At 60.4% G+C, this 20,651-nt stretch carries 20 protein-coding genes and 1 pseudogene; 9 read left to right on the top strand and 12 right to left on the bottom strand.

Annotated features, from left to right (window positions below; translation table 11 throughout):
* Positions 1-244 precede the first annotated feature (244 nt).
* Positions 245-1,171 carry a hypothetical protein gene (locus IVB50_RS36140; RefSeq protein WP_247299687.1) on the bottom strand — a complete coding sequence of 309 codons (927 nt, stop codon included), beginning with the start codon at positions 1,169-1,171 and terminating at the stop codon, positions 245-247.
* A 208-nt stretch (positions 1,172-1,379) separates the two neighbouring features.
* Here IVB50_RS36140 and IVB50_RS42500 point away from each other — a divergent pair, with 208 nt between their 5' ends.
* Positions 1,380-1,502: a hypothetical protein gene (locus tag IVB50_RS42500; RefSeq protein WP_256465361.1), complete on the top strand. Its 123-nt coding sequence runs from the start codon at positions 1,380-1,382 to the stop codon at positions 1,500-1,502.
* Positions 1,503-1,681: 179 nt separating this feature from the next.
* On the opposite strand, the gene IVB50_RS42835 is transcribed toward IVB50_RS42500, so the two are convergent.
* Positions 1,682-2,368: a hypothetical protein gene (locus IVB50_RS42835; RefSeq protein ID WP_247299685.1), complete on the bottom strand. Its 687-nt coding sequence runs from the start codon at positions 2,366-2,368 to the stop codon at positions 1,682-1,684.
* Entirely contained in the window at positions 2,281-2,667 is a 387-nt protein-coding gene (locus tag IVB50_RS36130) for a hypothetical protein (protein ID WP_244561323.1), read from the bottom strand. The genes IVB50_RS42835 and IVB50_RS36130 overlap by 88 nt, the downstream gene beginning before the upstream one ends.
* Positions 2,668-3,007: 340 nt before the next feature.
* On the opposite strand from IVB50_RS36130, the gene IVB50_RS36125 reads away from it, so the two are divergent.
* Positions 3,008-3,307, top strand: coding sequence for a hypothetical protein (locus tag IVB50_RS36125; RefSeq protein ID WP_247299683.1), 300 nt, complete (start codon positions 3,008-3,010; stop codon positions 3,305-3,307).
* A gap of 92 nt (positions 3,308-3,399) precedes the next feature.
* Here IVB50_RS36125 and IVB50_RS36120 read toward each other — a convergent pair whose 3' ends face one another.
* Positions 3,400-3,696 (bottom strand): response regulator, encoded by a 297-nt coding sequence (locus IVB50_RS36120; RefSeq protein ID WP_346731165.1) that lies wholly within the window; start codon positions 3,694-3,696, stop codon positions 3,400-3,402.
* Positions 3,697-3,961: 265 nt separating this feature from the next.
* Here IVB50_RS36120 and IVB50_RS36115 point away from each other — a divergent pair, with 265 nt between their 5' ends.
* On the top strand, positions 3,962-4,180 hold the full coding sequence (locus tag IVB50_RS36115) for a response regulator (protein ID WP_018458793.1): 219 nt from the start codon (positions 3,962-3,964) through the stop codon (positions 4,178-4,180).
* A 141-nt stretch (positions 4,181-4,321) separates the two neighbouring features.
* Here IVB50_RS36115 and IVB50_RS36110 read toward each other — a convergent pair whose 3' ends face one another.
* Positions 4,322-4,474 carry a hypothetical protein gene (locus IVB50_RS36110; protein ID WP_157643068.1) on the bottom strand — a complete coding sequence of 51 codons (153 nt, stop codon included), beginning with the start codon at positions 4,472-4,474 and terminating at the stop codon, positions 4,322-4,324.
* A 215-nt stretch (positions 4,475-4,689) separates the two neighbouring features.
* Between IVB50_RS36110 and IVB50_RS36105 the strand changes: the two genes are divergently transcribed.
* The 5 genes and pseudogenes from IVB50_RS36105 to IVB50_RS36080 all read left to right on the top strand — a co-directional run bounded on the left by IVB50_RS36105 (position 4,690) and on the right by IVB50_RS36080 (position 9,240).
* On the top strand, positions 4,690-4,887 hold the full coding sequence (locus IVB50_RS36105) for a Myb-like DNA-binding domain-containing protein (RefSeq protein WP_051113050.1): 198 nt from the start codon (positions 4,690-4,692) through the stop codon (positions 4,885-4,887).
* Positions 4,888-4,901: 14 nt separating this feature from the next.
* Positions 4,902-5,222: pseudogene (locus IVB50_RS36100) on the top strand (MBL fold metallo-hydrolase); the annotation flags it as partial.
* Positions 5,223-5,776: 554 nt separating this feature from the next.
* Positions 5,777-7,438 carry a cytochrome b5 domain-containing protein gene (locus IVB50_RS36095; RefSeq protein ID WP_247299679.1) on the top strand — a complete coding sequence of 554 codons (1,662 nt, stop codon included), beginning with the start codon at positions 5,777-5,779 and terminating at the stop codon, positions 7,436-7,438.
* A gap of 747 nt (positions 7,439-8,185) precedes the next feature.
* Positions 8,186-8,329, top strand: coding sequence for a hypothetical protein (locus tag IVB50_RS36085; RefSeq protein WP_018458798.1), 144 nt, complete (start codon positions 8,186-8,188; stop codon positions 8,327-8,329).
* Between the two features lie 356 nt (positions 8,330-8,685).
* On the top strand, positions 8,686-9,240 hold the full coding sequence (locus tag IVB50_RS36080; protein ID WP_143275384.1) for a hypothetical protein: 555 nt from the start codon (positions 8,686-8,688) through the stop codon (positions 9,238-9,240).
* A gap of 128 nt (positions 9,241-9,368) precedes the next feature.
* Here the strand turns inward: IVB50_RS36080 and IVB50_RS36075 are convergent, their stop codons facing one another.
* From IVB50_RS36075 to IVB50_RS36055, 5 genes are all read right to left on the bottom strand, one after another.
* Positions 9,369-9,698: a GcrA family cell cycle regulator gene (locus IVB50_RS36075; protein ID WP_085350875.1), complete on the bottom strand. Its 330-nt coding sequence runs from the start codon at positions 9,696-9,698 to the stop codon at positions 9,369-9,371.
* 37 nt (positions 9,699-9,735) lie between these two features.
* Positions 9,736-9,906, bottom strand: coding sequence for a hypothetical protein (locus IVB50_RS36070; protein WP_166517563.1), 171 nt, complete (start codon positions 9,904-9,906; stop codon positions 9,736-9,738).
* 152 nt (positions 9,907-10,058) lie between these two features.
* Positions 10,059-10,370: a hypothetical protein gene (locus IVB50_RS36065; protein WP_085350876.1), complete on the bottom strand. Its 312-nt coding sequence runs from the start codon at positions 10,368-10,370 to the stop codon at positions 10,059-10,061.
* A gap of 31 nt (positions 10,371-10,401) precedes the next feature.
* Positions 10,402-10,902: a dodecin family protein gene (locus tag IVB50_RS42585; protein ID WP_274535507.1), complete on the bottom strand. Its 501-nt coding sequence runs from the start codon at positions 10,900-10,902 to the stop codon at positions 10,402-10,404.
* Positions 10,903-12,007: 1,105 nt separating this feature from the next.
* Positions 12,008-17,887, bottom strand: a complete 5,880-nt coding sequence (locus tag IVB50_RS36055) for an AAA family ATPase (protein WP_247299677.1) — start codon at positions 17,885-17,887, stop codon at positions 12,008-12,010.
* 1,137 nt (positions 17,888-19,024) lie between these two features.
* Here IVB50_RS36055 and IVB50_RS36050 point away from each other — a divergent pair.
* Positions 19,025-19,288: a hypothetical protein gene (locus IVB50_RS36050; protein WP_007592736.1), complete on the top strand. Its 264-nt coding sequence runs from the start codon at positions 19,025-19,027 to the stop codon at positions 19,286-19,288.
* A gap of 247 nt (positions 19,289-19,535) precedes the next feature.
* Here the strand turns inward: IVB50_RS36050 and IVB50_RS36045 are convergent, their stop codons facing one another.
* Together IVB50_RS36045 and IVB50_RS36040 are read right to left on the bottom strand one after the other, a co-directional pair.
* Positions 19,536-19,727 carry a hypothetical protein gene (locus tag IVB50_RS36045; RefSeq protein ID WP_026233663.1) on the bottom strand — a complete coding sequence of 64 codons (192 nt, stop codon included), beginning with the start codon at positions 19,725-19,727 and terminating at the stop codon, positions 19,536-19,538.
* A 408-nt stretch (positions 19,728-20,135) separates the two neighbouring features.
* Positions 20,136-20,651 (bottom strand): Crp/Fnr family transcriptional regulator (locus IVB50_RS36040; protein ID WP_247299676.1); only part of this gene is annotated, 516 nt, incomplete at its 5' end.

Genomic DNA, 20,651 nt, shown 5'->3' with positions numbered 1-20,651 from the left:
ACTATCCGCGGTTCGGAGAGCCCATGGGGCAAGTTCGTGAACGGTGACCGCCAATGAGGCAGGACCGCTACATCCCGGCACGACGCATCTGGTCGCGGACCTGACGGAGAAGTTCGACGACATCAACTCGCTCGTCGCGGCCAAAGGCGGGTCGCCAGCGTCAGGGGGCGGCTGAAGGGATCCTGTGGGCGGGGAGGAACCCGGGTCTCGCCCCGCTGTAGGCGGGGCGAGATGCCTGCTTTTCTCAGATGAGGAAGTCGGTCGGGTGCAGGCTCGCGGCGTGGACACCGTCGAGTGTAATGGTGTCGCTCGCCGATACATGAATCACGGCATCGCCGTCGGCATTGTCGCTGATCAGCTTCGACAGCGCCGTCCAGTCCGTAAAGCCGTAATCGTGCAGGTTGATCAGATCGTGCTCGGTCACGGTGCTGCAGGCCGCCTTGTTTCCTTGATCGAAGTCGGTGATGAGGTCGTTGCCGGACCCGGTGTTGAAGACGAAGGTGTCGCTGTTTCCGCCGCCCGAAAGCTGGTCATTTCCGGCGCCCCCGTTGAGCATATCCTTGCCGCCGGTGATCGAGCCCGGTGTTGCGGGATCATAGACCTTCGCATCGCCATACAGAAAGTCGGTGGCCGCTCCGCCGGTGAGGATATCGTTGCCGCCATGGGCATTGCCGGACATGGTCGGAGCGTCGCCGAACAGCAGATCGCGCGCATCGTCGGTGTACTCGGTGCTGATCTTGACCTTGAGGATGTCGTCGCCACCCTGTGCGTTGTCGGTCAGGGACGTGGAGGAATCTCCCGACAGCGACGCACCGGCCCAGACGTTTTCGCCGCTCATGGTCAAGATGATGTTGTCGTTGCCGCCATGCGCATCGCCGCTGATGGAGCCGATGGCATCGCCGCTGGCTCTCGCTGAACCCTCCCGGGTGTTCAAGCTGATGTCGATCGTGTCGTTGCCGCCCTGCGCCGTGCCGCTCATGGAGCCACCGGCATCGCCGGCGTACACATTGTCGAAGCCTCGCCAGCCCACAGCGCCCGTGATGGTGTCACTGCCGCCGTGCGAATTGCCGGACATGTCGCCGGCGACATCGCCGAAAGCATGCACGTTGGTGTACATCGAGTGGTCTTGGGTATCGATCGTGTCGTTGCCGCCCCTGGCGTCGTCGGTCATCGCCTGAGCATCGCCGACCACGAGGGCGGCGTTCCAGCCGTAATTGACGTTGACCGTGAGCGTGTCGTTGCCGCCGTGGGACTGGCCATGCAGCGTCGTGTTGTCGTCGCTCTGCTTCGGGCTGAGTGATGGTTGCGGTCACGGTGTCGTTGCCGCCCCAGGCGTCCGTGGTGGTCGGAAAGTTCGGATCTCCGATGACGGTTTCGATTTGGCCAAATTGGTCGAGCAGGATGTCGATGGTGTCGTTCGGCAGATGCTGCATGGCGTAACTCCCATTTCATTGTCGGAGGCGGGCCTGACATCGGCAAAACTCTTGCGCGACGTGCTGTGACCACGCTTCACGGAGACGAATCTAGTTTTGGTCGATGGCGGAGATTTGCTGGAATTCGGGACGGAGTTTGTTCGCGACAGGTTTCGCTGCGCCGTGCGGCGAAACTGGTCGTTGCGCACTCGCGATTGCGATGTCGCCCCGCGCGTCGGGGTACGACATCGCCGCTTTGATTTATTCCCTCAGATGATGAAGTCGGTCGGATGCAGGTTGGCCGCGTGAATCCCGTCCAGCGTGATCGAGTCGTTGCCGGAGAGATGAATCACGGCATCGCCGGAAGCATTGTCGCTGATCAGACTCGACAGCGCCGCCCAGTCCGCGAAGCCGTAATCCTGCACATCGATCAGATCGTGTTCCGCTGCGGTGCTGCCGGCGGCCTTGTTGCCCTGATCGAAGTCGGCGATCGTGTCGTTGCCGGAGCCGGTGCTGAAGGCGAAGAAGTCGCTGTTTCCTCCGCCCCACATCCAGTCGTCGCCCGCTCCGCCGTTCAGCGTGTCGCTGCCGCCGGTGATCGAGCCTGGCGTCGCCGGTTCATAGATTCCTGCATCGCCATATATGAAATCCCGGCCGACGCCGCCATTGAGGATATCGTTGCCACCATGAGAATGACCGGCCATGATCGGCGCGTCGCCGTACACTGACGAGACCGCATCCGCGTACTGGCCTTCCATCTTGACGGTCAGGACATCGTCGCCGCCCTCGGTAAGATCCATCAGGGACGTCGACGAGTCCCCCGACAAGGTCGCGCCGGCTATGGCGCTGTCGCCGTTCAAGGTGACCGTCATATTGTCATTGCCGCCTTGCGCAAGGCCGCGCAGGGCGCCGATGGCGTCGCCACTGACGGTCGCCACGCCGTCCGTGGTGAGCACGCTGACATCGAGCGTGTCGTTGCCGCCGTGCGAGGTGTCATCATGGAACCGCCGGCATCGCCGGCGAACAGGTTGGCGCCACCGCGCCACGCGATCGAGCCGGTTATCTCGTCATGGCCGCCCTGGGCGTTGCCCGACATGTCCCCCGCGACGTCGCCGAAGGCCGAGACAGTGGTATAGACCGTGCCATGGGCATCCGCGACGATGGTGTCATTGCCGCCCTTGGCGTCGTCGATCATCGATTTGGCATCGCCCACCACGAGAGCGGTGTTCCAGCCGCCGCCGATATCGGCGAACAATGTGTCGTTTCCGCCTTGCGAGTGACCAAGCAGCATCGACTGGTCATCGCCGAAGATCGTGAGCCTCGTATTGAGCTCGGTGACGTTGCCGTCACGGTGTCGTTGCCGCCCGAGACGTCCTTGGCTGCGGGAAATCCGAGATTTCCGTACCCAAACTGGTCAAGGATGACGTCGAAGGTATCGTTCGGCAGATGCTGCATGGCGTAACTCCCATTTCATGTCGGTAGCGGGCCGGACGTGTGCACCAGTCTTGCGACACGCTTGATCGACACGGTTCACCGGAAGCAAATCTGCCCTTGGTAAATGGCAGAGATTTGCAAGAATTCAGGAGAGAGTTTGATTGCTCGCATCGATCTGCGGTCGCCGCCGCGAGAAAGAGAATGTTGATGGAACTGTCGGCGAGGATCTACCGCCGATTGGCGCGTTCGAGTGCGAGCTTACTTCTCCTCTGGTTGGGATGAAGTGCCGCTTTCGCCGTCGTCATTTCCTCGATCAAGTCGGCGATACCGTCTCTCGCGATCTTGTCAGTGACAAGAGACAACAACCGACTATGGCGCGCGATCTTGTTGTCGATCTCATCGCATTTGCCGCACGTGAGCATACCCTGCGCTATTGCAGGCGGAGCGAACGAGGCAACTGAGACTAAAAAATGTTCATTGCCGAGCTTCGTTCCTGCCGCCATGGACGGTTGGGACGCTGGCTTGCTGTGCGAGCCAGTGACGGCGGCGGTTTTTACTTGTGCGTCGGTGGGACCTCATTGAGGAGCTTCGAGACCGCAGTGACAAGCTGGGCCGGTGCAAACGGCTTCTGCAACAGGATGCTATTTGGGACGCCCTGCGAACCCCAATCGTTCGCTGCAGCGCCCGTCATGTAGACCACGGGAAACGTCGGCTCTCGTTGTCTGAGCTGTCTGGCCAATTCCCAGCCGCTGAGCGTGCCCTTGAGGAGGTTCACATCCGCGACGACCGCCCGGTACTCCTTCATTCCGCTTCTGAAGAGAGTCAGGGCTTCCTCGGCAGACGAGAGGATGTCAGTCGCGAAGCCTGCCTCCAGCAGGGCTTCCTCGACACCGCCTGCAATGGGTATTCATCCTCCACCACCAAGATGAGAGGCGACGGCGCTGTCATGTTCACTCCGTCTCGGAACGCTGAACCTACTATGTTGCGGCGCTTTGTTCCCTGAAAATGTGTCCAAAAGTGAACATAGGCCGATCCGAGGGCCCCAGGGAGCTGGCCGGCTGCATGGCGGATATCAAGGCCGACGAGACGGAGCATGGGCGCACTCTCAATCTTCCGTGGTGGAGGACGTAGCGCCGATCCGCATGATGGTCTGCGACATGCTGGAGGAGTTGGGCGACAAGGTCATCGCCGAAGCAGGCACCCTGAAGGAAGCGATCGAAGTCGCGCGGGTGGCTGACTTCGATCTGGCCATTCTCGACCTGAGGCTTGCCGATGAAACAACTGAACTGGTGGCGGAGATCACTCGTGGTCGCGGGTTGCAATTTTTCTCCTGACCGGCCACACATCCGATGGATTGCCGGGCGGCTTCCGCAATGCTCCCCGATTGGAGAAGCCCGTCCTCTGCTCCGCGCTCGCGGAGATGATCGAAAACTGCGCCAGGTCTTGACCAGCGAACAGGCCGCTCGCGGGGAGTTTCACGCTGCCAACTTGCCCTTCGCCAAGCTTTCAAGATGTTTCCACGCCAAAGCGGCCCTCAACCACTTCAAACGCTCGGCAGCACAGGTCGCGGCGACCGCTTTGCGCATTGCGGCGATGGCCTCTGCTTGATGGTCAAGGTCTCCGGTCATCGGAGCGATCATTCGCTCGAATTATTAAAGCCGACGAAAATTTACGGCCCGGAAAACTACCGGCTTGCCCCGCCGTGGAGCCTCCATCCAAGCCCTGTGCTCGCTCAGTCCGGCGCCATCCGCTCGCCTCGTCCTGCGAGATAGGCATCATATGTTAAAGCGCGACTCAGCAATTGCAGCCCGATAACCTGGCAACAGGCTGGGGACGCGGGACGATGGCACAGTCACGCTATCCGTTGATCCGGAGGTGGACACCGGAAGAGCATCAACAGCTGCTGGTGATGGCGGCGGCTGGGCGCCGACCCGACGAGATCGCCCAGGCGCTCGGCAGGACAGAGCCGGCCGTGCGAGGCCGCGCCAACCTGCATAACATCCCGCTGCGACTGGTGATGCAAAAGCGAAACGGCCCATGATCAAGGGCGCGTTTGGACCAATGCCGATGGACTATTTCGTGTGGCTGGCGAGGGGAGGCGGCCGCATCTTCGTCATCGACACCGGGTTCAATGCCGACGTCGCGAAGCAGCGCAGGCGAAATTACCTGCGCTGCCCGGTAGAGACGCTTGCCGCGTTCGATATCGACGCTGCCCACGTCAAGGACGTGATTCTCACGCATCTGCACTACGACCACGCCGGCAATTTCGACCGATTTGCGCATGCGCGGTTTCACCTTCAGGAGCGCGAGCTTGCCTGTGCGACCGGGCGCTACATGCTTTATCCTCGGCTGTCGCATTCGTTCGAAGTCGAGGATGCCGGGAAGCGTAGCTGTGCACGTTACATCGGTGCGGTCGCTGCTCGCCGACGAGACCTCGACCAAATGGCTCGATGCTGCCGTGAATACCAGGCTGCCTTGGGCCGCAGGGTACCGGACCCGCTGCCGGGCGCCAGGGCGCCGCCATTCGTGCCGGTGCTGCCGATGATGCCTGTACCGCCGAGTATACCGCACCGTCTGGCTGCTGGCTGCGAGGGCCAATGAAAGGATCGGGTAGGTCCGACGACCTTTCGCACTGCCCGGTCGCTCCCTTCGGAAGGCGGCGCCAAATGTCGGTTCGTAGACGAGGACCGAGGTTTGCAACGCAGCGCCAAGCCGACGCGACTGGCTCATCCTCAATGGAAGTTGGCGCTCGGTCGGCGTGTTTGCTCACGGAGGCCGATGACCGAGGAACTCCAGAACTCTATTTGGCGTGCCACAAGATCCTTTATTGCCAATCAGCCCGGCGCTAGTCTCGAGCCCATTGATGAGGCGCCTTAAACTTATTCCAGCCGCGAGTTGAGGGGCGTTCGATTGCATCGGAAGGAAGATGGATGAGGGCAGTGATCGTCGGTGCGGGAATGGGCGGGTTGATGACGGCCTTGGCGCTGCGTCAGTCGGGAGTGTTCGCATCGGTCGATGTCTACGAGCAAACGAAGGTGCCTAGCACCGCAGGCGCCGGGTTGAACATCCCGCCCAACGGGGCGCGAATATGTCGTTGGCTAGGCGTCGACCTGGATGGGGGAGATTCCAAAGGCCCCGACGGGGTCATTGACGGCGGCCGCGCGGCAATCCTGGAGTCGACACGACAGTTCAACGCAGATGGGAGCGTGACAAAGAGGCCATTCGATCATGTCACCGCCGCAGGCGACGGCGCCGGCTTTCATCACATGCACAGGCTGGACCTTTTGATGTGCCTGTACAAGCGAGTGTCCGACTTCGGTATCGACAGCGGCGCGCCATGCCCGATCGCGGTGCACATGGACTGCAGACTGACGCAGCTGCGTCAGACCGCAGGCGAGGTAATAGCGACCTTTTCGAATGGTCGAACCGCCACGGGAGAGCTTCTCGTAGGTGCGGACGGGATCAACTCTGCGACGTTACAGCTGGCGTGGCCGAATTCGCGTCCCAAGCGTTGGACGGAGGTAACCTGCTTTCGAGGACTCATTCCGCGGACGGGGGTTGCGTCCCTCCGCAAAGCGAACGGTAACCCGCTGGACCACAATCCCATCAACTCCTTCAGCATGGACCGCCATCGGGCGGATAGGAGCGGCGCGACCACGTACTGGGTACGCGGCGGCGAGTTGTTGAACGTGTGGATCGCGCATTATGAGCCTGAGTCCGCCGCGTTCGAGCAGGAGGAGGGCGACTGGTTTCCCGTCAGTCAGCAGGAGATCGTTCGCGAGGTCGGCGAGGCATTCGCGGGCCATCCCAGCAGAGACGACCTCATCGCTCTGTCGGGGGCGATCGTTCGTCCTACCAAGTGGGGTCTCTATGATCGCGATGCGCTCGAAACCTGGGTGCAGGGCCGCATCTGCCTGCTCGGTGACGCGGCGCACCCGATGCTTCCCACATTCGGTCAAGGAGCTGCTCAGTCCTTCGAAGACGCCGCCGCCCTTGCCAGCGCCTTTGCGCTTCAGCAGCGCGATGTGCCTACAGCCTTGTTGCACTACGAACGCGTGCGGCATTACCGCGCTACCCGCTTTCAATTGGGATCCAAATTCGCCTTCGACCATTTGCGAGCGAAGGACACCGCTGAGCAGAAGGCGCTACTGGAGAGACTCGATGAGCGTGTGAGTCCTGCCTTTGCCCACGATAAGCGCGGCGGCGAGGACGATTCCTGGATCTACGCCTACGACGCCCGCAAGATCGGCAGCGAGTTGCCTGCCAAGAGGCTAGGTCCGTGGGACTTCCGCCGAACCGCCAAGGTAAGGTACGGTGGGATCAAGCTCTGGATGCCCGCCAATCCGGCGAAGGGTACGCGCCGCGTCACGCGCGAAGAGGTCGCTCTGCACAACACACAGAACGACTGCTGGATCATCATCTCGGGAAAAGTTTATGACATCACCGAGTGGGCCCCTCATCACCCTGGCGGCGCTGGAATCGCACGAATGTACGCTGGCAAGGAGGCCACTGCCGAATTCGGTGACTATCACAGCACCGAGGCCGTCGCGCACATGGCAAATTTTTGCGTGGGCGCTCTCGTCGAGAATTGAACCACCTCGTCGTAGCCGGGCACCTGGCGGCACTGCCGTAGGCCGCATCCGAGCCGCGCCGTCGACCCGCCTCGCACATCGCGAAGAGCATTCCGACAACCGGTAGACTTCCAAATAACGGCTCGCGACGGCTGATGCGCACGACATTCGCGGGCCAACGCACTTACCGTCACGCGAGACGACCGCATCGGTCGCCGAGGCGAGTAATGCCATTCGAGTTCTGGTCGTGGAGGATGAAGCTCGGATCTGCAGCTTGATCGAGGACGCCTTTTCGACGGCGGTTTCGAGGTCCTACTTGATCAATTCGGGGGACGGTCGCGCGGACGACGAACCGGCCGCGCGAGTAGCCGGGGGAAACCGAGGCTCGCAATCCTCGACCTGCGCCTCGAGGAAGCCGTTCGCGACAATGAGCGCCTTGACCGCCTCCCGGGTGTCTCGACCGCAGGCAGCGATGGCCTGGTCGGCGGCAGCCTCCAATTCGAACGGTGCCGGTCGGGATGGCTCCCGATCCCGATTCACTAACCCACGTCTACCTAAGTATGGTCACTTCATACCTGCGCGCGATGGCGCCGACCTAGGGCTAATGTTACTGATACATCCAGACTGAAAAGTAACGGAACCGGCCCTGCGAGCCGGCAGTTGCGGGACGAGACCGGCGGCGTAGCGCCCGCCGGCCCTTCTCCCGATCTAGCGGCGCTTCGCCGCTCAACTGACGCTTACGGCCGTAGTTTGTGCAGAGAGTCCGCCATGAGAAACATCGCCGACCTCCTGATGTGGTTCAGACGGGGAAGCCAACGCGTGTCCAATACTCAGGTTGCAGCTATGGCTGAAGATCGATCCAGCATGGCTGATTTTGTCCGGATCCTGCAGGCCTGCGATCAAGCCCAGTAAGACAGGGGTTTGGTGCGAGCGCGTCAGTCCGTGATGCGGACGTCCGAGCAAACCAAAGCCAAGACCTCACACCACGCCGCGTCCAGCTGTTTATGCCTAGCACGTCCGTTCAGGGTCAAACGGCGACAAGAGCAGAGGACTCTGATTTGCAGCTTCGGGCAAACTGCGGAAGTCACTCGGCTCCAGCCTTGGTTCAGTTCGGCGCTGATGTCAGTCAGCCCCAACGGTTCGCGCGCCGCATACAATGAAGCTAGCGCGGGATTCTGCTAGGTCCGGGCCGGGCCCAGCAACTGCCTGCTGAGACCTCCAATGACTTCGCACTGTTGCATTGGCCCCCGCGCCACGCTGCCAGCAGCATGAACCGCCTGCATGTCCCGTTCCTGCAGGGCACCCGCCGCATTGACAACGACATCAACGCCGGCAAGAGCGTCCTTCCATTTCGAAGCGTCGGTGGTCCGACCATATCGAGGGTGATGTGGTGCGTATCAGGTGCGGTGGGTGGCGCGACACCAATACGCATTCGGGCCCTTCGGCGGACAGTCTGGCCTGGATTGCCGATCGAACAAGCCCCGTGCCACCAACGAGACGGATGCGCATTGACTGGTCCTTCGATCGGCGGCGGCTTTCGCAAACTGCTGATCGAACAATTAAAGGTGCGGACGGTTAAAGCACGGCTGATGCAATCGTTCCTCGCGGCGGAACAGGTGAGTTGGCCGCAAGCAGCGCCTTACCGTTGGCAAGCATCGCTTTTCGAGCGCACGACGATCGCCACCGACGTTGCGGCGTCATCGATATCGACGGCAGGTCATTCAAAGGGCCAGATCCGGCATTACGGCTTCCACTTCGTGCCGCTTAGTCGAAGATCTCTTGAATCGGTGACATGTCGGCTTTCGGCGGCCAACCTCAAGTAAGTTCAGCCTAGCATCTACCGCTGCTGTTGACTCCAAGCAGATGAAGCCTTGGGATGGGTATACGACTGCCGAACCCGTCGAACTGGGCCAGGGACTTGCGGGAGCACAACCACATTCTTGGTGAGCTCTTAGCCAGTGTTTCTGACCGCCTCTGCCAGCATGGAGTAGAGCTGCTGCTTGCTGAATTCCTTGGGCGGCTGCCTCTGCACTGCGTTCCGCGACACCTTCCGTGCGACTGGACGGGCGCAGGCAGCCGACGAGGTCGGCCTCAGCTTCGGGCGCGGCCTTATCTTGGGCGTTGCTGTGGGCGGCTTGTGGCCGCGCTTCAAGCCCAGACGGGTCAGCATGCCGCAGACCGCGTTACGACTGCACCCGAGACGACGCGCAATCTGCGCCGCGCTCTGTCCTGCGGACCAGAGCCTGTTGAGGAGCGCTATGTCTTTCGCATCCCAGCCCATGAGAGATATTATAGCGCCGGCTGCCGAACACGCCAGTCTAGTCTTCGTCCGGCTCGCGCACGACCGGCGGTTCGTCGGCGTCATCTTCCTCTTCGTCGTCCTCGTCGTCTTCATCGGGATCTCTTGGCGGCATCGCGGTGCCCATAAGCACAAGCGGTGTCCAGTAGATCGCGGCGGTGGAAAATGCTTCGAAGGTATGTTGCTTCATGTGGCTGCTACTCCTCGAGAATACGCGTAGTCGCATATTCATGGCGGACGGCACGCGCGTCCAGGGCGCGATCGGTGCAAACGAGATGGAAACATCAAGTCGACGACATGAGCAAAGGAGGGCAACCGGCACGCAAATGGCGGCGTTTTCAGCTACTTTATGCCCGAGAACTCATTCGGCTCTATGTTCACCAAAACCTCGCCGGTGGTGATTTCGGGAACTCCAAGATCGAGGTCATGTAGACTTGCTTGAACAAACGCGAGTATCTTGTCGTTCGCTGCATTGGCGCTTTCGCGATCGTCAAATATCATCACGGCGATACCAACGCCGTCGCCCGCATCCAGAACTTGGTAAGATCTGAAGCCGTGCGATTGCCTTAGGATCTGGCCGACGCCGCTCTTGGCGCGGCGAGCGGCGTCCGCTACCGAACGAACCTTGGTGTACTTGCGAATGACCATGTACATGAGGCCACCATGCACCACACGCCTCGACGCATCAAAGCATATCGGTCCCGGTCGGACTAGGGCCAACTTCCGAGACCGGGCCACAGTGTCCGGCTAGGCGAACCGGGCAACGCGCCTTTTCCAATGAGTCCTCCTCGCCCTGCGCATGGGGCGAGGTGCTGAGGCTCAGGAGCCCTCGAACTTGAAACGATACGTTGAGCTTGGCGCGATAGGCCTCGACCTTTCCCTTGTCATCGAGCTGCATATCCAGCTTGACGACCTCTGCAATGCGAAGATCTCGGAGAGATTTTGCAGCTTGCTCGACCGCATTTGCGGCGGCCTTCTCCCACGAGTCGTCGCTGGTACCGACCAGTTCAATGACCTTGTAGACGCTATCAGGCGTGTCGTCCTCCTGTCCGGGATGACGAAGGAAATCTAGCATCAGGATCTCGACCCCGATACGGGGATGCCGTCCGGAGCCGGAAAGGGACAAAATTGCATTTGGCGGGGGCAGCTTTTGGCCGGAGCCAATCTGCCGGGCCAGCGCCATCATGTCCGCTCCTAGCGAGCAGACGGAAAAACGTCCGATTGCCTGTCACTTTCCTGTTTGACCCGGTGCCGACCATTTCAGTCTCGGGTCACTCGATCGCGGCTGCTAAGACTAACCAAAAATACGGACCGGCTAAGCCGTCCAAGCCCCTGGCTCCGGCGCTTGCTACGAGGCAGGATTCGCATCCGCGCAGGCTTGCCCTTGTCCACCTGCTTTAGCGACGGTCTGTAGATAGCTATCGGTCAGATCTCATGACTTGCCGCGGAAGCACGAGCACTACATTGATCTGGCGATCGAGGATCGTCGTGGCGATGATCGTCGTCTTCGACCTCATCGTGGCGGAGCATTTAACTTAGTGCTAGAGACAACCCTCGCTCAGGCCCGCAGACCGGCATCATATCCACAATCTTGCCTCCCGACCGGTTGCGCTTTCACATTGCCATGCCAGCGTGGAGACCGGCCCAAATCTTACCGCAGCGTCGCCCATCAACCGGGTGGTTGCGTCGCGGACCGGGGACAGGATCGTCGCCCGGCGATACGTGGACGGCTCGATTAATTGAGCGCGCTGCCGCGTATTGCCGCCAAAGTGAGCTTATGAATTCGGAGGCCAGGCCCGCAATTAATCCATCACGCTGCCAGATTTAAGCCGCATGGGGCCCATATCGCCGCGAAGGCTTTGCCGGTGGGGACGCATTGGCGCGAATATCGGTGTTCGCAGTGCAATAGATCTTGCTCGCTGTCCATTCGGTCTTGAACGAGGAGCAGAAGCCCTCCGTGGCCGCGTCGTTCCTTCTTGCTTGCGATTTGCGTTCGACCTTTATGGATCACTCGGCCTCGAGCTTCATGCCTTTCGGCTCGGCCAGAGATCAAAGAGCGTCAAGATGTTCTGCCGATCCCCGCCGCCCTGGAGCAGGACAACGCTAAGGCGCGCAAAACGCACAACCTGTTTTGCCCAGTCGCCTCGTGATCCCTCAACCGTTCTCCGACAGCTTGGTGATTTAATCCCCGCCGCGGCGGCCGGGATCGGCAGGGCTGTGATCGACTTGATCTTCTCGATCGCAAAGCGCGAGGTGCGTGCTCGAAGTTGGAACCAGCAATCCTGCCATAATCAAGAAGCGTCGGCAGGGTGGGCCGGTACGGTGAAGTGAAAAATTGCGCCGTGGGGCTGGTTGCGCGTCACCCACAAGCGTCCGGCATGCGCTTCGATAATCGAACGACAGATCGACAGTCCCACCCCCAAACCGCTGGGCTTCGTCGTGTAGAAGGGGGCGAAGGCGTGCTCGAAGGTTTCAGAGCTCATCCCCGGTCCCGAGTCCTTCACCTCGACGAGAACACCGTTCGGTGCACCCTGCGCGGTGGTGATCAGCACTTTCTTGGCTCCATTCGCGACCGTGCCGATTGCCTGGACAGCGTTGATAATCAGGTTGAGAACCACTTGTTGCAATTGGACGCGGTCGCCCTCGACAAGCGGTAAGCTGTCTGCAAATTCCGTCTGCACCGAGATGCCGTTCTTCATCGCTTCGCCGCGGGTAAGCTCAATAACGTCCCTGATCGCCTCATTGATGTCCAAGCGATCCTTCCGGGGCGGTGCTTTTTTGATGAGATCGCGAATTCGTTGGATGATGTCGCTGGCCCGAGCGGTATCGTTCATAAGCCAGTCCAGTGATTCCCTGACCCTCTCAAGATCCGGCGGATTTCTGTCCAGGAATCGCGCGGCCGCACCAGCATTCATGGATGCCGCGGCAATCGGCTGGCTCACTTCATGCGCGATCGAGGCCGTGAGTTCGCCCATGGTGGCGAGGCGGTTAGCGTGCGCAAGCTCCTTCTGTATCTCGCGCAGCGCCTCTGCGGCCCGCTTCTGTTCGGTGATGTGCCGTCCAACGCCGCGATAACCGATGAAGTGCCCGGACTTGTCGAGCACCGGTAGCCCGGAGACGGACACGTAGCGCTTGCCGCCATCGGGCGTAGGGCGCGCGAGCTCGAAATCGCGGAACGGCAGGTGGGCATCGAGCGTCTCCCGATGCTTGCGCCAAGCCTCCTCGTCGGGCTCCAAGTAGGGCACTTCCCAGCGCGTCTTACCAAGTTCAGAGCCCGACGCGGGTGCGTCGACCATGCCTTCGGCGAATTCCTGGCGAATGAAACGATGCCGCGCATCGGATTCCCAGTACACGTCGAAAGAGAACTGTACGAGAGTCCGGAAACGCTCCTCGCTCTCCTGCAGAGCCACTTCCGATCGTTTGCGCTCCGTCAGGTCAACGACAAAGGAGACACCCTGGTCTCGTTGTTCGTCGAACGCAGCCATGCCGATCAACACCGACACGCGGCTTCCGTCCTTGCGGAAATACTCTTTCTCGAACGGCTGCACGCTACCCATCTTTTTTAGTTCCGGGATCCACCATCGCTCGTGGCGGTCGAGCCATTCAGGCGGCGTCAGGTCAGTCCAGCGCAGGCGGCCCGAGACGAGATCCTCACGGTCGTATCCCACGATGCTGAGAAACGCATCGTTGGCCTCCAGAATCGAACCTTCAAGCTCCCAGATGATGATTCCGATGATGTTGGCATCGACAAGGCGTCGGATTCTCGCTTCCCGTTCTCCGAGATCGCGGTACAAAGCCGCATTTTCCAGCGCGATTGCTGCCTGTGAGGCGAGCAGCTTCAGCACCGCAATTCGCGCCGGTGCAACAACGTAGGGCGTCAGTGTATTCTCGAGGTAAAGCACGCCGATAACTTTCGCACGGTTGATCAGGGGCATGCAGAGAATGGAACGAGCGTTGCGCTGATTAACGTAGGGGTCCGTGGCAAAGGGAGGCTCGACCGTGGCATCCTCGAGAACCGCGCACTCTCTAGTTCGCAGTACGTAATGGAGAACGGATTCGGGAAGGAGATCCGCGGTCACCGCTGTATTGCGCATTTCAACAGTAACTTTATCGCCGGTTGTGGTGGCTTCCGCTTCGATGCGCGGCTCGGTGTCGTGCGACAGGATCAGCAGACCGCGTTCAGCCCCTGCTTGTTCGATGGCAGTGCGCATGAGCGTCTCGATAAGCGTCTCCAGAACCATCTCACCTGACACCGCTTCCGACACCTTGATGACAGTGGCGAGGTCGAGATGCTCGACCGGCGCTCCAATCGTGCTCATCGGGCCTGGCTCTGATCTCGCCTCCCTGAGGTGCGGATGCATATCCTCAAGTTGCCGCACTTTGCCGTCTGCCCCCCAACGAACATAGCAGTCGCGCGCTCTCCGCAAATAGATGCCAGAAAATTCTTCGAAACCACGCTCGCCGTAAAACCGCGCGGCCAATTCATAAGCGAGCGCCTCGTGGTGGACGAAGCCGTTGTCGCGAGCGGAGCGGATGGCTTGTTCATAGAGACGCTCCGCGTCCAGTTCTCTGCCTTGGAGACGGGCGATCTCGGCGCCGGTTAGAATAGCGCGGTCCGCGAAATTCTCCGGGCAATTCTGTGCCCACAAATCGAGCTGCGTGTGGTGCCCAGTCAGGGCCTCAAGGTGCCCTTGACGTTGTTCGGGGTGTGCCGAATTCCAGCATGCAGCGTGCGATAGCGCTGCATAGAACTCGTATTCCACCGTCTCGAGTAGCTGCGGTGGTGACCACGGCAGTCTCCGTGCCTTCGATGCGGCGTCGACGGCCAGCGAATAGTCGCCGGCAAAGAAGCACGCTTGCAGCTTGCGGATCCAATACCAGCTCTCGGGCAGCGCGAATGCCGGATCGGCGGCCAAACGCCGTTCGAACCGAAGCTCGTCGGACGGGTCGTCGTGCAGAGCGCCGAAACGCCGCGTCAGGCCGCGCAGCATACGGATTAGCGCAACCTGCGGCATTATGATGTCGGCCACCAACGCAAACTTCGCCTTCTTGCTCAACTGCAACCCGTGCTCGGCTTCGCGCTGCGCTTCTGCAAGCGCATCGCCCGCCGCAAGGAAATTCGTATTCAAGCTGGCGCAACTGAAGGCCGCGAACGTGACATCGCCACTGCTGCTCGCGGCCTCAAATGCCCGCTGAAAGGCGTCTCGGGCATGCTGGAGGTGCTTGGTCCATGAAAGGACAAGGTTGCCATAGTTCAGGTAGGTCCTGGCGTGCACGCGCGAAAATCCGCACCGCTCGACCAGCTCAGTGCCGATACGGCTGAATCGAAGGCCCGCCTGATAATCGCCGAAGCGCGCGCCGGCAATGGCGCCGAACATGACGTAAGGAACGCATGAAGCATCGTTGTTCCCCCACTCGAGGCTGATCTCCACCGCTTTTAGGGCCACCAGTGAGCGAAGGTTCGCATCAGTGAAAAACGCCGGCGGCATGAGCGCCGTCAAAAGATCTATGGTCGCTAGTGCGAGTGCATCACTCATTAGCGGCAGATCCAATAGCTCCTCGACCGACCGATTCCCGAGCCGAGATCGGACGTGCTCGTATTCGCGTCGGACGTGATCATCGCTTGGGTGGACTACCCATCGAATCCCGAGTTGTTCCAGATAGCTGAGACCGGCGCTAACCGCGCGGTCCGGCTCACTGAGCGCCGTATACAGATCCACCCGACGGCGCGCGACGACAGCAAGGTCGGCAGCGGTCGCGGTTCGCGTCGTCAGCTCCTGTAAGCGCTGTTCTGCCTCCAGGACCGAGCCAGTCACGAACTCGCATTCGGCGCGATGCAACTCGAACGCAAAGGCAAGCTGCTGGCGTTGTTCCCAGCAGTCGTCTGGTAACAATGCGGCACCGGCAGCGGCATAGTTGAGCGATGCCGCGTAGGCCGCCGCCTCCCACGCGCGCAGGCTGGCTGTCAGATTAAGCTCTGCGAGTTGCTCGCGTTCGTCTCGCGAGGTGATCAAGGACTCGCCACGGTTGAGCTGGTTGACGATCTCGAAAATAGCCTTCTCCCACTTCTCCCGGGTGGTCTGCGCCAGTAGCTCCCGACCGATTCGCAAATGCAGCGCCGCGCGTTGATCATCAGCAATCAGCGAGTAGGCGGCTTCGTGCACTCGATCGTGGACAAACCGATACACTCCTGGCTGGTGCTCGACCAATTCCTGGCGAATGGCCTCCCACAGATCCGCGTGTACCCGCTGCTCGGAGCGATCGAGGACGATCGAAATTGTCCTCGTGTCGGCGACGTTGCCGAGACAGGCCAGCCGCTGCAGCGTGATCTGCGTCTCGGCAGGCAGGCGGGTCAGCTTTGCGATCATCAGATCCACGACATTGTCGGTGTGGCCCTTGACGCGAATGCGAGCGAGATCCCAGCACCAGAACCGTGCGTCATGATCGAAGCGGACCAATCCCTCTTCGGCAAGCGCCTGAAGGAATTGAATCACAAAGAATGGGTTGCCGGCCGTCTTATCGTGAATCAACTTCGCGAGTGGCGCGGCACGCTTCGAATCGCAGCGAAGAGCATCGGAAATCAAACGCGAAATGTGTGAGCTGGCAAGCGGCGCTAAAATGATCTGCTGCACGTTAGCGCCAGCACTCTTTATGGCCTCAAGCCTGTACCACAATGGATGAGCGAAAGTGACCTCGTTGTCGCGAAAGGCGCCGATGAGCATCAGGTATTGCAGATCGGAGCGGGTTAAAAGGTCCTCAACCAGATCGAGCGTAGCGGCATCGACCCACTGGAGATCGTCGAGGAACAACGCCAATGGATGCTCGGACTGTGCGAACACCCCTATGAAGCGCCGGAGCACGAGACGGAAGCGGTTCTGTGCTTGCTGCGGGGGGAGCTCAGGGACGGGTGGCTGCTCTCCCACGATCAGCCGCAATTCAGGGATCAGGTCGGTAACGAGTCGTCCATTGGCGCCCAGCGCACCATGAAGCGCTTGGCGCCAGTGCGTCAGCTCGGCTTCGTTCTTGCTCAGAAGGAACCGCACGAGGCTCTGAAAAGCCTCCACTACCGTTGAATAGGGAATATCGCGTTTGTATTGGTCGAACTTGCCTGATGCGAACAGCCCGTGGGACGGAACAAGGCGACGATGGAGCTCATTGACTACCGAGGATTTACCAACGCCGGAATAGCCGGTAACCAGCATCAATTCCGGCGCGCCGCTCTTGATCATCCGGTCAAAGGCGGCCAGCATGGCTTCAATCTCGCGGTCCCGTCCGTAGAGCTTCTCAGGGATCCGCAGTCGGTCGGGCGTGTCGTATTGTGCGAGCGCAAACTCTTCGATGCGGCCTCCGGTTTCCCATTCGATCAGGCAGCGGCGTAGATCATGTTCGAGGCCTGAAGCGCTCTGGTAGCGTTGCTCGGCGGATTTGGCGAGCAGCTTGAGGACTATGGTCGAGATTGCAGCCGGTACAGTGCTTACCCGCTCGCCGGGCGCCACTGGCTTTCGCGCAATGTGGCAATGCACCCACTCCATGGAATGTGCCGCTGAGAACGGCAACGAGCCGGTCAGCATCTGATAGAGCGTAACGCCAAGTGAATAGAGGTCACTGCGGAAATCGATCGAGCGGTTCATCCATCCGGTCTGTTCGGGCGCCATGTAGGGCAGCGTGCCCACGATGAATTCCGGCGGCCCAGGGGCGCGTCGCTCGCGGGCGAGGCGCGAGGCGATACCGAACCCGGTGAACCGGACCCGTTCGTCCTCGCAGTTCACCATAATGTGCGCCGGCTTCACGTCCTTGTGGACGAGGCCGCGTTGGTGCACCTTGTTCAGGGCTGCGGTGATGCCGATCGCGAGCTGCAAAAAGCGTCCGATGTCCATGGGCGCACCAAGCAACTGTTCGAGCGGCTGGCCACCAGGATCCTCAAGCAGCAGCACTGGACGGTCACCATCGCACTTCAGCCCGAGCGGCCGCATTGCCCAGGTCTCATCTAATTGGTCTTTCAGCGCAAACTCGTGATCAAGACGATCGAGGAGGCCGGACGAAGCGTGTTTCGCCTTGGGAAGTACCGCCAATACAGTTCTGCATGCGCCATCGGAAGCCGGGCGCAATGGCCGACAAAAGATGCGGTCATCGTCCTCCCATAGCACTTGGAACCTGCTGTCCATGCGCATCAACCCAAAACACTGGGTTTAACCCCGAAGCCTCCGCGTGACCAATGTCAGGTGAGGAGGTACTGTGTTGCGCTCTGTGGCCACATCGACACTGCCATAAAAGCGGGGTTCTGCCCAGCGTAAGCTGCGGCGCCAGGCAGATGACGGCGAGAAAGCCGAAGCGGCGCTAGCCGGACATCAACCGTGATCGCGCGCGAGCCGGCGGGCGAATTCAGCGGTGTATCGAACTCGAAATATGCTGCCCGATTCGTCGCCACAACTTCTGCTGGCCGTCCGGACCGGCTCGAATGCGAACGGCTTCTGCGGCTCAGGTGTGGTCTGGGCACCGGATTGCTGTGCGGTGCGGCCCACGAGCTGATTGGCTCATAAAGCGGACGCGCACCGCCTTTGATTCCGGTCGCCGACCTTCATCCTACTCAGTGGTAACAATCCGTGGTTAATGTCACCATCATTCAGAATTCAGAGCTATCGGATGTAGGCGCGCCAGCCGCTGACAGCGCCCTTTACATCTCGCGGGGTCGATTGGCTTCGGCGCTGGCGTTTCGGTTCTCATGTTGTGCGCGGATCGGCCGATCCGTCGACCGTGCAGGCCACAGCCTCAAATAGCAGTTTGAGATAGTTGCAGGTCCTGATTTGCACTTATGCGGCTGTGTCGTTGGTTCGTTGGTTCGAACGTTTGTGAGATAGTACGACGTCCGAGGACACTTCCTGGAAGTAGCTCAAACTTGCCCAGATGGACTGGAGCGAGAGAGGATGATCGTACCGGTGGTCATCCGCGCAGAGGGTTGAATTGCTGGTCGGCATCGTGAGGTCCTCCCCAGGCGGCGCGGGAGAGGTTTGTGCCCGTTAACAGCGGCGCCGGCCGGCGTGTCGCGCCCTTGGGTTCCTGAGATGATCAGAGCGGCCTGTCCCGTTGCGCAATGCAGCTTACATGGGGACGTCAATTGTCGCACATCTGTGTCGACGAGCCTGGATTTGTACGGGGTTCGCCAGCATAGGCGGGCCGGTGCTCACGAAGCTGGGGCATGAAAGCAACAGTCCACAACACGTTGCACCAGCGCACCACTGTTAATTTGCGCGATCGGGACGATTCAGGCCTGCTCTCTGCAACGAACCTAGTAGCTGCGGGGGATGACAATGACTGTCACGCGTGCGATTGGCGCTGCTGCCTTGTTTCTGATGACGCTTAGCTCTGAAGCCTATGCTGCGCGCCAGCACAGACCGGGAGAGCGGATTTCTTGCTCAGAGGTCAAATACTACGTTGCTAAGTATTCGGCGGCCCTGGCTGAGATGTATGCCCGTAATCACGGGGCCACCGGCGCCCAGATCGAGCGGGCGCGGCGTTGCTTGGCCTCGAATGAGGCTGCCGAAACAGGGCAACGCAGGTCCTATAGCGAATGAGCATGACGCAGCCTTCGTAATAAAGCGCGCTGGCCGGGGATATCCTGCAAGGTCAGGGCTGTACGCCTACCCGCGGTCGCAGCTGACGATCGAAGTTAGCTGATTGCCTTGCACGCGCAGATAGGCCTTCCGACTAGTGGCTAGGCGAGCGCGCGATTGCACACTCGCACGGAGGCCGCTCCGCAGTCATGTCCTCCTCCGCTCATCGCATGCTGATTCCCAATCATCGGTGTCGGGCCATATCCTCTTATCGCTCCAATTTGGTGCCAAAGGCTGTCGCAGCAATTGCACGCTCGACCTCGGAAGCCAACACGCTCAGATGATCGGCAAGCCTCGCGAACAACTCTCGCTTTTGCAGGTCGGTGGCCAGATCGCTGATCGATTTGCAGTCGGCTGCGTCTTTGAGGAGGTTCTCCAGCTGCTCTTGCATGTCTCTCATCGTCTGTGTGCCCCAAAGGCACCCTCGGCTTCATTCAGTTGAACTGATTGAGGCGTACTTGAGCTCCCGTCGATCCATTTCCGAACGGAGCGATTCAGCATAGGTGCGCAGATTGTCGCCAACAACGCGGGAGCGTCCGCCATTTGCGCGATCAGCCAACACCTGTCGCCGCACGCTTTCCCAAAGAGACAATAAGGTCTGATCTTTCGTTTGAAAAGGTCATCCACAGGCCTCCAGTACATGGCGCGCCGATAGTACGCGTACCTCATGAGCGGGATTGTTCGGTTGCGGACATTGCCGTGGAGAAGCTAGGCGCCCGTTGCACATTGGCCACATCGTCCATGTTCGGGATAACGGGCTATCACGCCGAAAGGCGCGATGGTTTGCGGCATCCCCCCGTTTCAGTTACTACGTCGGCAGAACCAAAGCGCGAGACCGGGCTGCATTCATAGAGAAGATCCCCTCGATTTCGAGACGCATGGTATCGTGGCATTCGCACGCCACCGCTGCGAGCCGCAATGGGTCAATCTCGATTTCTCCTCGCCGTTCAGATCTGATCGCTCCGGAAGCGCGCAGGTTGCGCATCAGGAGCGTCACTGTCGTTCGTCGCACACCCAGTATTTGCGAAAGCGCCTCTTGGGTGAGTGCGAGGACGTCGTGGTCGGCGCGGTCGCGAAGATGGAGCAGCCAGCGTGCCATGCGGGCTTGGGCCGGATGCAGAGCATTGCAGGCGCCGCCGATTTGTAGCTGTATCAGCATCGCTTTGAAATGAATCTGGACTGCGTGGCGGATCGCGGCGCTTCGGCTAAAAGCGGCGTGGAATCGCGATGCGGGGATCCGCGAGGCGATGCCCGCGGCACGAACGACGGCGGTAACGGCCGAAGGGGACGGCCCCAGCACGGAAAGAGTGCCTACTGCTCCCTC

The organism is Bradyrhizobium sp. 87 (genome assembly GCF_023073015.1).
In the GTDB taxonomy this organism is placed as follows: Bacteria; Pseudomonadota; Alphaproteobacteria; order Rhizobiales; family Xanthobacteraceae; genus Bradyrhizobium; species Bradyrhizobium canariense_D.
The sequence above is the reverse complement of the archived record's forward strand: the minus strand, read 5'-3'. Positions and strand labels throughout refer to the sequence as shown.